Below are 15,441 nucleotides of genomic sequence, written 5' to 3' on the forward strand. Positions count from 1 at the left end.
CCGTCCTTTGAGCAGGCCCACCGGGTCGCCAACATGGTGTCCGGCAGTGCGTTCCGGCGAAGCAGGACCCGGGCGAAGGGGACGACGTGAACGAACGCAATTTCGGACTCTGGTACGACTTCCGCAACCCGCCGCAGTGGCACCGGCCGTTCAGCGCGCTGTACCGCGAGGTGCTGGACCAGATCGAGTGGGCGGAGGGTCTCGGGCTCGGCTCGGTCTGGCTGACCGAGCACCACTTCTGCGAGGACGGGTACACGCCGTCGCCGTTCACCCTCGCGGCGGCGATCGGGGAGCGCACCAGCACCATGCGGATCGGGACGAACCTGATCGTGGCGCCGCTGCACAACCCGGTCCGGCTCGCCGAGGACGCCGCCACGGTCTCGCTGCTCACCGGAGGGCGGTTCGACCTCGGCCTCGGCATGGGTTACTGGGAGCCGGAGTTCGCCGCGTTCGGGCGCAGCCTGAAGAACCGGCCCAGCATGCTGGAGGAGTGCGTCGAGCTGATCCGCCGAGCGTGGTCCGGTTCGCGGGAACCCTTCGAGGGCAAGCGGTTCCAGTTCCCCGGCCGCCCGATCACCCCGGTCCCAGAGCAGGCCCCGCAGCTGCTGGTCGGCGCGCTTGCGGACCCGGCGATCGAGCGGGCCGCGCGGATCGCGGACGGGTTCCTGAGCACCCAGAACCCGCACCAGCCGACCTACCTGGACGCGCTGGAGCGGTGCGGGAAGTCCCGGGACGAGGGCCGCATCTACGCCGGCCAGTGGACGATCATCGCGGAGGACCCGGAGCGCGAGTGGGCGCGAATCGGTCAGCACGCGCTGTACCAGCTGAACAACTACATCTCCTGGGGCGCGTTCGGCCCTCCGGACCAGGTGCCGCAGTTCGCCGACGCCGACCAGATCGTCGCGGCCGGTGCGTTCCAGCTGTGGGACCCGGCCACCGCGGTCGAGGAGATCACCGCCCTGCTGCGGGAACGGCCGCAGATCAAGGACATGCACTTCTGGGCGCAGCTGCCCGGCGAGCCGGTGGAGTCCGGTTCCGCGCGCATCGAGCTGCTGGCCACCGAGGTGCTGCCGCGGGTGCGCCAGCGGCTGTCCGCGGAGGTGGGCGCATGAGCAACCCGCTGCTGATCACGGAGTTCCTGCACCGGGCCCGCGATCTGTTCGGCGGGAAGCAGATCGTGCAGTACGCCGACGGCGCCGAGGTGCACCGGTACACCTACCGCGACTACTACGAGCGCGTGGTGCGGTTGGCCGGGGCCCTGGTGCGGCTGGGGGTGCGGCCCGGGGACCGCGTCGCGACGCTGGCCTGGAACCACCACCGCCACCTGGAGCTGTACCTCGCGGTGCCGCTCGCCGGGGCGGTGCTGCACACCGTGAACCTGCGGCTGGAACCGGACGAGATCGGCCACATCGTCGACCACGCCCAAGACCGGGTCGTCGTCGCGGATTCCGCGCTGCTGCCCCTGCTCGGGCCGGCTCGCCAGCGGAACCCGCAGATGCTCGTGGTGTGCACCGACGGACGACCCGAGCCCGGGGTGCTGAACTTCGAGCAGCTGGTCGCCGACGGTCCTGAGCTCGCGGAGCCACCGGCCGTGCAGGAGCACGACCTGGCCGCGCTCTGCTACACCTCCGGCACCACCGGGCCGCCGAAGGGCGTCGGCTACTCGCACCGCTCGCTCTACCTGCACACCTTCGCCGCCTGCCTGGCGGACGGGCACGCGATCTGCGAGCGGGACACCGTGGCGCACGTCGTGCCGATGTTCCACGCGAACGCGTGGGGCGTGCCGTTCGCCGCGCTGATGTCCGGTGCGAACCAGGTGCTGCCCGGCCCGCACCCGACTCCCGCGCAGATCGCGACGATCATCGAGGAGCAGCGGGTCACCTACACCGGGATGGTGCCGACCGTCGCGGTCGACCTGGTTCGGCACGCGACCCGCGCGGGCGCCGACCTGACCAGCCTGCGCGCCCTGGTGCTCGGCGGTACGGCACCCGGGGTGGAGTTGATCAGGGCGATCGAGGACGACCTGGGCGTGCCGGTCTTCCAGGGCTGGGGCATGACCGAGATATCGCCGATGGGCACGTTCTCCCGGCCGCCACCGGCAGCCGACCACGACCCGGCGCTGCGCCACGAGTACGTGCGCAAGCAGGGCAGGCTGCTGCCCGGGCTGCGCTGGCGGCTCGTCGACGACGAGGGCAACGATCTGCCGCACGACGGGGTGGCGCGCGGCGAGCTGCTGCTGCGCGGTCCGTGGGTGGTCGACTCGTACTACCGGGACCCGCACCCGGAGAGCTTCGCCGACGGCTGGTTGCGCACCGGCGACGTCGCCACCATCGACCCCGACGGCTACCTGGAGATCGTCGACCGGGCCAAGGACCTGATCAAGAGCGGCGGCGAGTGGATCAGCTCCACGGCGCTGGAGCAGGCGATCCTGGAACACCCCGCGGTCGCCGACGTCGCCGTGGTGGCGGTCCCGCACGAGCGGTGGCAGGAGCGCCCGCTGGCGGTGGTGGTGCCCCACCGGGAGATCACCCCGGAGGAGCTGCTCGACGGCTTGCGCGAACGGGTGCCGCGCTGGTGGCTCCCCGAACGCGTGGTGATCACCGACGACCTGCCCAGGACCAGCGTGGGCAAGGTCGACAAGAAGCGGCTCAGGCGATCGGTCCCCGGACCGTCCGCGGACAACGCACACGGGAAGGCGCGGTCATGACACATCTGGAAGTGGAAGAAGCCCGCAGGATCTACTTCGAACACCACCGCGGCGACGGGCGGCCGGTCGTGCTGGTCCACGGCTGGGGCGCCACCGGCCGGTGCTGGGACACCGTCGCACCGGCGTTGCGGGCCAACGGCAACGAGGTGGTGATCCTCGACCAGCGCACCTGCGGCCGGTCCGACAACGACTTCGAGGACGTCTCGATCGCCGCGCTCGGCTCCGACGTGGCGCGGTTGTGCGAACACCTCGGGCTGCGCGAGCCGGTGATCAACGGCTGGTCGCTGGGCGGCGCGGTGGCCGTGGACGCGGTCGCCCGGCTCGGAAGCGACGTCGGTGGTCTGGTGCTCACCGGCGGCGCGACTCCGCGCTACACCGCGAGCTCCGACTGGCCGCACGGCGGCACCCACGACGACGTGCAGGCCGTGCTGGACGGGCTGGCCGCCGACCGGGCCACCACCTTCCGCAGCGTTGCCGAAGCGGTGTGCGCGAAGCCGGTGGGGGAGCAGGTGGTGAACTGGTTGTGGGGCATGTTCCTGGAGATGGGCCCGCTCGGTGACCAGTCGCTGCGCGACCTCGCGGACGCGGACCAGCGCAAGACGATCGGCTCGCTGGACGTGCCGACGCTGCTGCTGCACGGCACGGAGGACGGGTTCGTGCCGTTCTCCGGTGCGCAGGCCGCGGTCTCGCTGTACCCGGACGCGACGCTGGTGGACTTCGAGGGGTGCGGGCACGCGCCGTTCCTGGAGGACCGCGAGCGCTACCTCGCCGAGCTGATCGGGTTCCTGAACCGATGAGCACGTGGCTGGTCACCGGCGGGTCGCGGGGCATCGGCCGGGCGGTCGTCGACCACGTCGCCGCCTCCGGCGATCGCGTCGCCTCGCTGGCCCGGTCGTCGTCCGCCGAACCGGCCGCGCATCCCGACCGCGTCCTGGAGGTCAAGGCCGACGTCGCGGACGGCGCCTCGGTCCGCGACGGGCTGCGGACCGTGCAGGAGGCCTTCGGTTCCGTCGACGTGATCGTCAACAGCGCGGGCGTGCACCGGGGCGGCCGGGTGGAGAGCCTGGACCGGGAGGCCTGGGACGAGGTCGTGAGCACGAACCTCACCGGTGCTTTCGAGGTGTGCCGCGCCGCGGTTCCGGTGCTGTCCGCCGGGGCGTCGATCGTGAACGTCGGTGCGGTGGTGGGCTGGCGGGGATTTCCCGGCGACGTGGCCTACGGCTCGGCCAAGGCCGGGCTCAGCGGCCTGACGCAGGTGCTCGCGGTGGAGCTGGCACCGCGCGGTGTTCGGGTCAACCTGGTCGTCCCCGGGTTTGTGGACACCGACATGACCGCGGGGCTCAGCGAGCGGGCGCGCGCCCGGGTGATCGGGACGATTCCGGCGGGCCGGACCGGCACCGCCCAGGAGATCGCCGAGGTCATCGTGGCGGTCGCCAGGTCGACGTACATGACCGGTGCGACCGTGCCCGTCGACGGCGGGCTCCTCGCCTCGTTCGGGGGGCACATGCGATGAGCGCCGTTTGTGCGGAGCTCCAACGACCCCGTTCACGAGCCGGTCCACGCAGGCGAATCCGTGATTAGCGTCGATCGGGAATCGCCGGTTCGACGAGGGAGCAGTCCATGAGTGCTGAGGCCGCTGAGAGAACGCTCGCGCAGAAGAACAAGGAACTCGTCGCCGAGTTCATGGAGGTCTTCTCGACCGGCGACGTCGAGAAGATCCTGTCGTACCTCTCGGACTCCGCCACCTGGTGGGTGGGCGGCACGATCGAGGGGATTTCGGGAACCAAGAACAAGGAGGAGTTCGGCGAGATGCTCGCCGGGCTGTCCACTCTGACGGTGACCGGAGCGATCCGGCTGACCCCGCACGCCTGGACCGCCGAGGGCGATCGGGTGGCCGTGGAGACCGAGTCCTATTCGGAGCTCACCAACGGCCGCGTCTACAACAACCTCTACCACTTCGCGTTCGAGGTTCGGGACGGCCTGATCCAGAGCGTCAAGGAATTCCTCGACACCGAGCACACCCGCGCGATCTTCCTCGCGGCCTGACACGCACCGATCGATCAAAGGAGATTGAGATGGACGTCGGCACCCTGCTCGTGTTCCAGAACTGGTACGAAGACATGAGCGATGAGGAGGTCTTCACCCGCGAGCTGAACTTCGGGGTGTTGGCCGAGCAGTACGGGTTCGATTCCGTGTGGTCCGCCGAGCACCACTTCGACGACTACTCGATGTGCCCGGACAACGTGCAAGTGCTGTCCTACCTCGCGGGCAAGACGTCCCGGATCAAGCTGGGCACGGGAGCGGTGATCCTGCCGTGGAACGACCCGCTGCGGGTCGTCGAGAAGATCACCATGCTCGACCACGTGTCGGACGGCCGCGTGCTGTTCGGCATGGGCCGGGGCCTGGCGAAGATGGAGTACGAGGGCTTCCGGGTGGACATGAACGAGGCGCGCGGGCGCTTCGACGAAGCCGCTCCGATGATCATGAACGGGCTGCGCACCGGTCACGTGGAGAACAGCGGACCGTTCTACGACCAGCCCCGCGTCACCGTCCGCCCCGGACCGAACGGGCGGTCCTGGGACGGCAGGTTGTTCGGCGTCGCCATGTCGCCGGATTCCATCCCGGCGATCGCGAAGCTCGGCGTGCAGCTGATGACCTTCATGCAGTACCCGTTCGAGCAGCACGCCGAGGCCATCAACCGGTGGCGCGACCTGCACCGGGAGAACCACGGTTCCGAGCCCGGCCCGCCCCTGATCCAGGACTTCGTGTACTGCCACGAGGACCCGGAGGAGGCCAAGCGCGTGGCGCACGAGCACATCTCGCGCTACTTCATGTCGGTCATCAAGCACTACGACTTCGCCGGCTCGCACTGGCGCGAGACCAAGGGCTACGAGGCGTACCAGGTCGGCGCGGACATGATCCGGGAAGCCGGCATGGAAGCGGCCGCGGAGGCCTACGTGGAGGCCAACGCCTACGGCACTCCCGAGCAGATCGTGGAGAAGTACGCGCACCGCCGCGACCTCGGCGGCGACCTGATGGCCAACGCCGCGTTCTGCTTCGGCGGCCTGCCGTTCGAGAAGGCCGAAGCGAGCCTGAAGCTGTTCGGCGAGAAGGTCGTTCCCGAACTGCACAAGATGAAGGCCCGCACTTCAGCGACGGTCTGAACCGCTCGCCGCGATCCGGGATCCGCGGCGCGGACGTCTCGGGTCGCGGCTCCGCGCACCACGGCTGACGGGAAGGGGTGCAGTGATCGTGGATTCGGTGATGACCACGCCGGAGCAGCGGGCGACGGCGTTCCGAGAGGTGATGGCCGGGGTGTGCACCCCGGTGTCGGTGGTGACCGCGATGGACGGCGACCGGCCGCACGGCACGACCGTGAGCGCGTTCGCCTCGCTGTCCCTGAACCCGCCGATGGTGCTGGTGGCGCTGGACCGGGCGTCCGAGCTGCTCGCGTTGGTGCGCCGCAGCGACCGGTTCGGCGTCAACGTGCTCGCCGACGGGCAGTCCGCACTCGCCAAGCAGTTCGCGCGCAAGGGGTCCGCGAAGTTCCACGGCGTCCGGTGGTGTCCGGCGGGCGGGCTTCCCCGGCTGGACGGGGCGTCCGGGTGGCTGGCGTGCGAGGTGAGCGGTCTGGTCGACGGCGGTGATCACGTCATCGCGATCGGCGCGATCCTGGACGCCGATGCTCGGGGCACCGCGCCGCTGACCTACCACCAGCGGCGGTTCGGGACGCACACCGCGTTCCGGGGGCAGCCATGACTGCCGGTCCGCCGCCGAGCGAGGCGGTCCAGCACGCGGTGGCCGCGCTCGCGCGGGGCCGGATGATCCTGGTGATCGACGATGCCGACCGGGAGGACGAGGGCGACCTCGTCGCCGCCGCGTCGGGCATCACCCCCGCCCAGATGGCCTTCCTGGTGCGGCACACCACCGGCATCGTGTGCGCCCCGATGACGCCCGAGCGGGCGGACGGCCTGCAGCTGCGGCAGATGGTCACCGACAACACCGACTCGCACGGCACCGCCTTCACCGTCAGCGTCGACCACAGCAGCACCGGAACGGGAGTGTCCGCTCCGGATCGCACCGCGACGGTCCGCGCGCTCGCCGACCCGGTGACCCGGCCCGCCGACCTGCGCCGCCCCGGTCACGTGTTCCCGCTGCGCGCCAAGGAGGGCGGCGTGCTGGTGCGCGCCGGGCACACCGAGGCGGCCGTGGACCTGGTCGGCATGGCCGGTGCCGGGGACGTCGGGGTGATCAGCGAAGTGGTGTCCGACGACGGAGGCATGCGGCGCGGTGCCGAGCTGCGCGCGTTCGCCGCCGAGCACGACCTGCCCGTGCTGCACATCGCCGACCTGGTGCGCTACCGCCGGGCCACCGAGCGCCTGGTGGAACCGATCGCCACCTCCACGATGCCCACCGAGTTCGGGGACTTCCGGGCGGTGGCCTACCGCAGCACCCTGGACGGCACCGAGCACCTGGCGCTGGTGATGGGCGATGTCGCCGACGCGGGCCGATCGGCGGCGGGCGTCCTCGTGCGGGTGCACAGCGAATGCCTGACCGGGGACATCCTCGGTTCGCTGCGCTGCGACTGCGGAGCGCAGCTGGAGCAGGCGCTGCGCGCCATCGCCGAGGAGGGCTGCGGAGCGGTGGTCTACCTCCGCGGCCACGAGGGGCGCGGGATCGGGCTGGCGCACAAGATCCGCGCCTACGCGTTGCAGGAGCAGGGCTTGGACACCGTCGACGCGAACACCGCCCAAGGGCTGCCGGTGGATTCGCGCAGCTACGGGACCGGTGCGCAGATCCTCGGTGACCTCGGCATCCGCCGGCTGCGGCTGATCACGAACAACCCGGCCAAGTACGGCGGCCTCGACGGCTACGCGCTCGACATCGTCTCCCGCGTGCACCTGCCGACGGTGCCGACTCCGCACAACGTCCGGTACCTGCGCACGAAGCGCGACCGGCTCGGTCACGCGCTGCCCACGAGCCGACCGCAGGCTCCGCCCGAGCGAGGTATGGACCCGGCGGGGTGACCTGGGGCACAGTGTGCCCAACCAACGGTGAGGCGAGCCCATGCACGAGCAGACGGTCGGCGCGCTGCCCGACCCGCCCGCGCCGAGGCCCGGAGAGCAGCCCGGATGCACCTCGTCGTGGGTGGACGTCGCGCACCGCGAACGCGATGTGATCATCGCCTTCGGCGAGATCACCAACGAGGCGATCACCTCGGCGAACCAGGAGGACCTGCTGTGCCTGGTCGGCAAGCAGCTGTGCCACCTGCTCGGCGTCACCCGCTGCTCGGTGTACCTGCGCGGCAACGACGACCGCTTCCGCGGTGCGGCGGGCTACAGCGAGGTCGAGGGCGACATCAGCGCCGCCGTCCAGGCCCAGGAGGCCGGCATTCCCGGTGATCACTTCAGCCGCGAAGTGATCACCACGGCCGCACCCGTGCTGATCAGCGACGTGCCGGGGGACTCGCGGCCGCACCGGCGCACCATGGAGTACTGGCGGGTGCGCGCCATGCTCGGCGTGCCGCTGGTGTTCGACGACGAGGTGATCGGCCTGATCTTCGTCGACAACGAGGAGCAGGAGCACACCTACACCGACGAGGACATCGCGCTCGCCGAGCTGTTCGCCGGACTGGGCGCGCTGTTCATCCGGCAAGCGATGCTCAACGCCCGGCTCAAGAAGCAGACCGCCGAGGTCGTGCAGCAGAAGAACAGCCTGGCCTACCTCGCCGACGTGCACCAGAAGCTGACCAACGCGGTGCTCGACGGCGCCGACATCCAGACCGTCGTCCGACTGCTCAGCGACCTGTCCGCGAAGCCGGTGGTCCTCTACGGCGAGGACTTCGAGGTGCTGGCCTGGGCGGCACCCGCGGGTCTGAAGATGACGCAGCCCCCGGTGCTCGCCGCCAACATCCGGGCCATGCCCTCGGTGCACGACACCCTGCAGGCGCTGTCCGCCAACCGCCCCTCGGCCGTGGTCCCGCAAACCCTCGCCATCGGCCTCGGTCGCAGGCACCTGATGTGCCGGCTCATCATCGAGGGGACCCCGAGCGGGTACCTCAGCATCGTCGAGGTGGGGCGCAGCCTGCAGCGCCTGGACACCAAGCTCGCCGAGCACGGCGCCACGGTGCTGTCGCTGCAGATCCTCTCCGAGCGGCGGCAGGCCGAGGCCGAGGGGCAGGCCCGCGAGGACTACTTGTCCGACCTGCTGCGCAACACCCGGAACGCGGAACAGCTGGGTCGCCGAGGGCCCCAGTTCGGCATCGACCTGTCCGAGCCGCACGTGCTGGTGCGCTTCTCCCTGGACAGCACCGCACCGCAGGTGAGCGGCTCGGCCGCACGACGACTGGTGGTCGGGCAGCTGGCCAAGGAGCTGGGCAGCGCGGAACCGCTCGCGGTGAGCTTGCCCGGCGTCATCATCGTGCTGGTCGGCCTGCGCCGCGAGGACGAGGGCGTCACCGAGCCGGGAGCGCTGCGCGACGCGGCATCAGGGGTGCTCTCCGCGCTGTCGCCGCGGCTGAACATCCGCACCGCGGTGATCTCCGGGACGTGTCGCAAGGCCGAGGACTTCCCGATCGCGCACCGCGAGCTGCGCGAGATCGACGACCTGGCGCGCTCGTTCGGCTGGTGCGGCGGGGTGCTGACCGCCGACGAGCTGGGCCTGTTCCGGGTGGTGGTGGCCAGCGGACGGGTGAAGGAAGCCGTCCACTTCGCGCACGAGCTCATCCGGCCGCTCGAACAGCACGACGACGGCACGCTGCTGGCGACGTGGCGCGCGTTCGTGGCCGCCGAGGGCAAGGCGCAGGCCACGGCGAGCGCGCTGAACGTGCACGAGAACACCGTCCGCTACCGGCTCGGCAAGATCCGCGAGCACATCCGGCAGGATCCGACCACTTTGGACTCGCTGCTGTGCGCGCGGATGGCCTTCCAGATCCTGGACCTCGCGGGCTGCTAGACACCCGTCGATTGTGGACGTGCACAACGACGCCGGGAAGTCGCCCTTCTGCCGCTGCGGTTTCCGGTCGTTGACTGGGGAACGACACCGCATCCGCAGCACACCCGGAGGCCAGCATGTCCCTTTCCGGCAGCATCGCACTCGTCACCGGCGCCACGCAGGGCATCGGCCGGGCCACCGCGTTGCGGCTCGCCGAAGACGGCGCGCACGTGGTGTGCGCCGACATCCAGCCGACGGACGGAACCGTGGAGGAGATCGGGAACGCGGGCGGATCCGGCGAATCGGTGTGGCTCGACGTGCGCTCCGCCGACGCGTGGTCGAAGGCCACGAGCGCTGTGCGCGAGAAGCACGGCCGCATCGACCACCTCGCGAACGTGGCCGGCGTGGTGAACCTGCTCAGCGAGGACACCGTCGTGGGCTTGACCGAGGAGGCCTGGCAGCAGGTCATCGACACCGACCTCAAGGGCCCGTGGCTGGGCATGCGCGCGGTCATCCCCGGGATGATCGACACCGGTGGCGGCCGGATCGTGAACATCTCCTCGCTCGCCGCGCTTCGCGGGTTGCCGAACCTCGCGTCCTACACCGCGGCGAAGGCGGGCGTCGCCGGCCTGACGAGGCAGGCCGCGTACGAGTACGCCAAGCACAACATCCTGATCAACGCGATCGCCCCCGGCACCATCGACACCCCGATCCTCGCGGACATCACCGAGGAGATGCGCCGGGCCAACGCCGACGCGCACATGATCCGACGGCTCGGCGACCCCGCCGAGATCGCCTCGATGGCCGCCTACTTCTTCCGCGAGGGCTCGTTCCTCACCGGGCTGACCTACCCCGTGGACGGCGGTTGGTCCAGCAAGGGCAACTTCTGACCCCGCTTCCAGCGGTTCTTCCGCGTCCGAGGGGACGTGAACTCCAGGATTTCCCGTGTTCGGGCGATTCGCACCAGGTCATCGGCCTTCCCAGCGAGGAGGGCGCTTCTCGGCGAAGGCGCGGGGACCTTCCTCGGCGTCCGCCGAGTCGAGCATTGCTCGGTAGTTCGGCAGGTCGCCGCTGCGCAGCAGGTGGTAGCCGGATTCGACGTCCAGCGACTCGGTTCGGCGGATGATCTCCTTGACCGCGGCGGTCGCCAGCGGTGCGGCCGCGCAGATCCGATCGGCCATCTCGGTCGCCCGGTCCACCAGGTCCGCGGCCGGGACCACCCGGTTGATCAGGCCCCAGCGCTGTGCTTCGGATGCCGTCATGCGGCGGCCGGTGAGCAGCAGGTCGGATGCGATCGCTGCTGGCAGGCGCTTCGGCAACCGGAGCACGCCGCCGGAGTCCGCGACCATCCCCAGGTTGACCTCGGGGAGCGCGAACTCCGCGTGCTCGGCTGCCACGACGAGGTCGGCCGCGAGGGCGAGCTCGAACCCGCCGCCGAGCGCCAGCCCGTTGACCGCGGCGATCACCGGCTTGTCGAGGGTGAAGAACTCGGTGAGCCCGGCGAAGCCGGTGGGGCCGTGGTCGGCGTCGATGTCCTCGCCCTGGGCCGCGGCCTTGAGGTCCCAGCCTGCGGAGAAGAACCGGTCGCCGGCCCCGGTCAGCACTGCGACGCGCAGCGAGTCCTCGCGCCGCAGGAGGTCGAACGCCGCGTGCAGCGCCTGGCTGGTGGCCACGTCGATCGCGTTGGCCTTGGGGCGGTCCAACGTCACCGTCAGGACACCGCCGTGGATGTCGGTGCGCACTCGTTCAGTCATCGGATTCGAGTCCCCGTTCGTCGTCGTGTGGAAGCTTCGTCGCTCGCGGCCGTCTTCCGGACCAGGACGTCCACCGCCACGGCCGCGTTCGGAAGCGCCAGCAGCGGGTTCACGTCCAGTTCCACGAGCCGGTCGTCGCTGCGCGCGTGCTCGGCGACGGCGGTGATCGCGTCCAGCACGGCGGGCACGTCGGCGCCGGGTCCCCGGAAACCCGCCAGCAGCGGCCAGATCCGGAGTCCGCGCAGAGCTTCTTCGATCTGCCCGCGCGTCGCGGGCAGCAGCAGGGTCGCGGTGTCCCGCACCAGTTCCACGAGGACGCCGCCCGCACCGAGCGTCAGAGCGAGGCCGAACCGGGGGTCGCGGCGCACTCCCACCAGGAGCTCGGCGACCGCTCCCTGGACCATGTGCTCGACCAGGAACTCATCGGTCAGCGCGGCCATCTCCGCCACGGCGTCGCGCACTTGTTCGCGGCTGGTCAGGCCCACGCGCACGCCGCCGACTTCGCTCTTGTGCGCCAGATCGGTTGATACGGCCTTGACCACCACCGGGAATCCGAGTCCGGCGGCGGCATCCGGTGCGGCGTGGGCGGCGGTCAGCACGCCCTCGGGGACGGTGAGTCCGGCGACCGCTAGCTCGGTCTTGCCGGTCCGCTCGTCGAGCTGGTGGTGCGCTTCGGTGGCCGTCGTCGGGGTCGGCAACGGGGACAGTGCTTCTGCTCTCCGCTGCGCCTCACCGATGTGCACGGCGGCGGCGATGGCCGCGAGGCAGTCGCGGATGCCCTGCATCGGTGCGATGCCCGCGTCGAGCAGTCGTTCGCCCACCGGCTCCGGGAGTCCCTCGGGGAGCGAGCTGACCACGCACGCCGTTCCGGACACGGCGCGGTGGGCGGCCAGCAGCGCGTCCGCGGTCGTCGTCCAGGGGCCGTCGACGCAGCGGTCGTCGCGGGGGAAGTCGACCACCAGCAGGTGGCAGTCGAGACCGGTGTCGAGCACTTCGGTGAAGCACGCGGTCTGCGCGGGGAGATCGCCCCAGATGTAGGTGTGGTAGTCGAGCGGATTGGCCACGGCGACCCGGTCGCCGAGCAGTTGCCGCAGACTCGTCTCGGTGCGGGCCGGGAGCGGAGGCAGTTCGAGTCCGTGCCGTTCTGCCAGATCCGCCACCAGCGCCGCTTCGCCGCCGGAGCAGCTGGCGGAGGTGATGCGGTTGCCGGGCAGTGCGCCGTGCACGTGCAGGAACTTCAGGGTCTCCACGAAGGTTTCGACGTTGTGCGCGCGGGCCATGCCCAGTCGCCGGAACAGCGCGTCGCAGAGGACGTCGGAGCCCGCGAGCGAGCTGGTGTGGCTGAGGTTGGCGCGCGCTCCGAGTTCGGAGGTGCCCGATTTCAGCACCACCACCGGTACTCCTGCGCGCAGCGCTCGGAGCCCGACCCTGGACAGACCTGCGACGTCGTCGATGCCCTCCAAGTGCAGGCCGATCGCGGTGATGCGGGAGTCGGCCAGCATCGCCTCGACGAGGTCGGCGACGCCGGTCACAGCGCCGTTGCCGAGGGTGATCAGTTGCGCGAGGGGGAGCGAGCGGCGTTGCATGGTGAGGTTCTGGCCGATGTTGCCGCTCTGGGTGATGACCGCGACTCCGCGCTCGACCTGCCGGCCGCCGTGCTGGTCCGGCCACAGCGCGGCGCCGTCGAGGTAGTTGAGGGTGCCGATGCAGTTCGGGCCGACCAGCGCCATGTCGGCCGCAGCGTCCACAAGGGACTGCTGCAGGGCCGCGCCGTCGGTGCCGTGCTCGGCGAAACCGGAGGCGTGGCAGACCACTCCGCCGGTGCCACGTGCTGCGAGATCGGCGACCACGTCGACGGTCGCCTCTCTCGGTACCGCGACGAACGCGGCGTCAGGTGCGTCGGGGAGATCAGCGGTGGTGCGGTAGCACGGCAAGCCCTCGATGGTGCTCCGGGTCGGGTGCACCGGCCAGATGGGTCCGCCGAAGCCGACCCGGCGGCATTGCCTGATCGCTTCGGCCGCGGTGTCGCCCCCGAACACAGCGATGTGCCGGGGCGCCAGCATCCGGCGGAGGTTGTCTTGTCGTGATGTGGAAGGGGGAAGTGGATCAACGCTCATGACGCACCCTCGGGGCTCGCGGATGATGGGTTGTCCGGGTGAGAGCCGGAACGGTCGCTCCCGAACTCGTGAGGCTCAGGCGCCCAGCGGGCGGAGCAGCGAGCGCGAGATGATGTGGCGCTGGATTTCGCTGGTGCCGTCCCAGATCCGCTCCACGCGAGCGTCGCGCCAGAACCGTTCGACGGGCAGTTCCGCCATCAGGCCCATGCCGCCGAAGATCTGCAGCGCGCGGTCGGTGATTCGTCCCAGCGCCTCGGATGCGAACAGCTTGGCCATCGCCGCGTCCTGGTCGGACATGTCGCCGCTGTCCAACTTGGCGGCGGCGCGCAGGGTCAGGAGTTCGGCTGCGTCGAGTTCGGTTGCCATGTCGGCCAACTGGAACCCGACGCCCTGGAACTTGCCGATGGGCTGGCCGAACTGCTGTCGTTCCGCCGCCCACCGGGTGGCCATCTCCAGCACTCGCCGCCCGCGGCCGACGCTGGTGGCCGCGACGCTCAGCCGGCTGGCTCCCAACCACTGGCCCATCAGATCGAATCCCCTGCCTTCCTCGCCGAGCCGCTGCCCGGCCGGGATCCGGCAGTCGTCGAAGATGAGCTCGCACTGGTGGTAGCCGCGGTGCGAGACGCACGCCGACCCCTGGCGAACGGTCAGCCCGGGTGCGTCGAGGTCCACCAGGAACGCGGTGATGAGGTTCTTCGGGCCGCGCGGTGTCTGCTCGGTGCCGGTGGCGGCGAACAGCACGACGAAGTCGGAGGTGTCGGCGTGGCTGATGAAGTGCTTGGTCCCGTTGAGCACGTAGTCGCTGCCGTCGCGCACGGCACGGGTGGTCATGGACCGCACGTCCGAGCCCGCGCCGGGTTCGGTCATGGCCAGGCAGTCGTGGCGCTCGCCGCGGATCGCGGGCATGAGGTAGCGGTCGCGCTGTTCGCCTTCGCAGGCCTGCAGGATGTTGCTCGGGCGGGCGACGAGCATCTGCAGCGCGAAGCTGGTGCGACCGAGTTCCCGTTCCACCAGCGTGATCGCGGTGGCGTCCAAGCCGCCACCACCCAGTTCGGCGGGCATGTTGGCGGCGTAGAGGCCGGCTTCGAGGGCTTTGCGCCGGATGCGTTCGGCGATGTCGGGCGGGACTTCGTCCAGGCGCTCGACTGCCTCTTCGTGCGGTTCCAGTTCGGTGGCCACGAACTTCCGCACGGTGTCGACGATGATCCGCTGTTCGTCGGTCAGGGCGAAATCCACGGTGCGCTCCTCGAATGCTGTTGCTCGTGTGCAGCGAGCGGGTGTTTTCCCGGAGGTCGGAGCACGCCGGTCAGCGCCGGATGCCCATGGGGCGGCCGACGACGTCCGGGACCGGAAGGGCGGCGTGCGACCGGTGGATGGCGGCCAGCCGGTGTTGCAGGTGGTGCGGCAGATCGCTGGACCTGCCGCGGTCGATGTCGACGTGCACCAGCAGATGCTCGGCCGTGGCGAGCAGCACGTCGGTCTGCCCGTGGCGCATCTCGTGGAAGAGGTGCACTCGCCTGGTGTCGTGATCGAGCACCTGCAGGCTGAGCGTCAACGGCTCGCCTTCGACGGCTTCGCGGCGGTTGTGGATGTGGGTCTCCACTGTGTAGAGCGAGTGCCCGCCTTCCCGGTACTGCTCGTCGATGCCGAGGTAGCGGAAGAACGCGTCCGAGTTGTCGCCGAACACCAGCAGGTAGCAGGACTCGCTCATGTGGCCGTTGTAGTCAACCCATCGCGAGCTGACGGGCGTGCGGTGCAGCCGTAGCGGTGCCGGTACTTCCGCAGCGTCGTCCCACGGGCGACGTCCGCTGCCTTCGTAAGGAGTAACCACTCGATCCATAATGTCTCGCAATGTGCGGCGCTAGTTCGTAATGTGCGACGCTACGAGACGGGTTGCAGAGGCGTCAAGACGCTTGGACCGAGCCGGCTG

Annotated in this window: 14 protein-coding genes; 10 read left to right on the top strand and 4 right to left on the bottom strand. The window is 70.4% G+C overall.

Annotation, left to right across the window (positions count from 1 at the left end; translation table 11 throughout):
• Positions 1-86: 86 nt before the first annotated feature.
• The 10 genes from QFW96_RS17800 to QFW96_RS17845 all read left to right on the top strand — a co-directional run bounded on the left by QFW96_RS17800 (position 87) and on the right by QFW96_RS17845 (position 10,530).
• The gene (locus tag QFW96_RS17800; protein ID WP_281456805.1) at positions 87-1,112 is read left to right on the top strand and encodes an LLM class flavin-dependent oxidoreductase; all 1,026 of its coding nucleotides are present in this window, start codon (positions 87-89) and stop codon (positions 1,110-1,112) included.
• Positions 1,109-2,707: a long-chain fatty acid--CoA ligase gene (locus tag QFW96_RS17805; protein ID WP_281456806.1), complete on the top strand. Its 1,599-nt coding sequence runs from the start codon at positions 1,109-1,111 to the stop codon at positions 2,705-2,707. Before QFW96_RS17800 ends, QFW96_RS17805 begins: the two co-directional genes overlap by 4 nt.
• Positions 2,704-3,504 carry an alpha/beta fold hydrolase gene (locus QFW96_RS17810; RefSeq protein ID WP_281456807.1) on the top strand — a complete coding sequence of 267 codons (801 nt, stop codon included), beginning with the start codon at positions 2,704-2,706 and terminating at the stop codon, positions 3,502-3,504. The genes QFW96_RS17805 and QFW96_RS17810 overlap by 4 nt, the downstream gene beginning before the upstream one ends.
• Positions 3,501-4,220, top strand: coding sequence for an SDR family NAD(P)-dependent oxidoreductase (locus QFW96_RS17815; RefSeq protein WP_281456808.1), 720 nt, complete (start codon positions 3,501-3,503; stop codon positions 4,218-4,220). The genes QFW96_RS17810 and QFW96_RS17815 overlap by 4 nt, the downstream gene beginning before the upstream one ends.
• Before the next feature lie 107 nt (positions 4,221-4,327).
• Complete coding sequence (locus QFW96_RS17820) at positions 4,328-4,753, top strand: nuclear transport factor 2 family protein (RefSeq protein WP_281456809.1); 426 nt, start codon at positions 4,328-4,330, stop codon at positions 4,751-4,753.
• A 29-nt stretch (positions 4,754-4,782) separates the two neighbouring features.
• Entirely contained in the window at positions 4,783-5,871 is a 1,089-nt protein-coding gene (locus QFW96_RS17825; RefSeq protein ID WP_281456810.1) for an LLM class flavin-dependent oxidoreductase, read from the top strand.
• An 88-nt stretch (positions 5,872-5,959) separates the two neighbouring features.
• A complete protein-coding gene (locus QFW96_RS17830; RefSeq protein ID WP_281456811.1) occupies positions 5,960-6,466 on the top strand; it encodes a flavin reductase family protein in 507 nt (168 codons plus the stop codon).
• Complete coding sequence (locus QFW96_RS17835; protein WP_281456812.1) at positions 6,463-7,734, top strand: bifunctional 3,4-dihydroxy-2-butanone-4-phosphate synthase/GTP cyclohydrolase II; 1,272 nt, start codon at positions 6,463-6,465, stop codon at positions 7,732-7,734. Before QFW96_RS17830 ends, QFW96_RS17835 begins: the two co-directional genes overlap by 4 nt.
• Before the next feature lie 40 nt (positions 7,735-7,774).
• Positions 7,775-9,661, top strand: coding sequence for a GAF domain-containing protein (locus tag QFW96_RS17840; RefSeq protein WP_281456813.1), 1,887 nt, complete (start codon positions 7,775-7,777; stop codon positions 9,659-9,661).
• A 116-nt stretch (positions 9,662-9,777) separates the two neighbouring features.
• Positions 9,778-10,530: an SDR family NAD(P)-dependent oxidoreductase gene (locus QFW96_RS17845; protein WP_281456814.1), complete on the top strand. Its 753-nt coding sequence runs from the start codon at positions 9,778-9,780 to the stop codon at positions 10,528-10,530.
• A 78-nt stretch (positions 10,531-10,608) separates the two neighbouring features.
• Here QFW96_RS17845 and QFW96_RS17850 read toward each other — a convergent pair whose 3' ends face one another.
• From QFW96_RS17850 to QFW96_RS17865, 4 genes are all read right to left on the bottom strand, one after another.
• Positions 10,609-11,394, bottom strand: coding sequence for an enoyl-CoA hydratase-related protein (locus QFW96_RS17850; protein ID WP_281456815.1), 786 nt, complete (start codon positions 11,392-11,394; stop codon positions 10,609-10,611).
• Positions 11,391-13,457 (bottom strand): acetate--CoA ligase family protein, encoded by a 2,067-nt coding sequence (locus QFW96_RS17855; protein WP_281456816.1) that lies wholly within the window; start codon positions 13,455-13,457, stop codon positions 11,391-11,393. Before QFW96_RS17855 ends, QFW96_RS17850 begins: the two co-directional genes overlap by 4 nt.
• Before the next feature lie 129 nt (positions 13,458-13,586).
• On the bottom strand, positions 13,587-14,747 hold the full coding sequence (locus QFW96_RS17860; protein ID WP_281456817.1) for an acyl-CoA dehydrogenase family protein: 1,161 nt from the start codon (positions 14,745-14,747) through the stop codon (positions 13,587-13,589).
• Positions 14,748-14,817: 70 nt separating this feature from the next.
• Positions 14,818-15,351 (bottom strand): thioesterase family protein, encoded by a 534-nt coding sequence (locus tag QFW96_RS17865; RefSeq protein ID WP_281456818.1) that lies wholly within the window; start codon positions 15,349-15,351, stop codon positions 14,818-14,820.
• Positions 15,352-15,441: the final 90 nt, after the last annotated feature.

The organism is Saccharopolyspora ipomoeae (assembly GCF_029952525.1).
In the GTDB taxonomy this organism is placed as follows: Bacteria; Actinomycetota; Actinomycetes; order Mycobacteriales; family Pseudonocardiaceae; genus Saccharopolyspora; species Saccharopolyspora ipomoeae.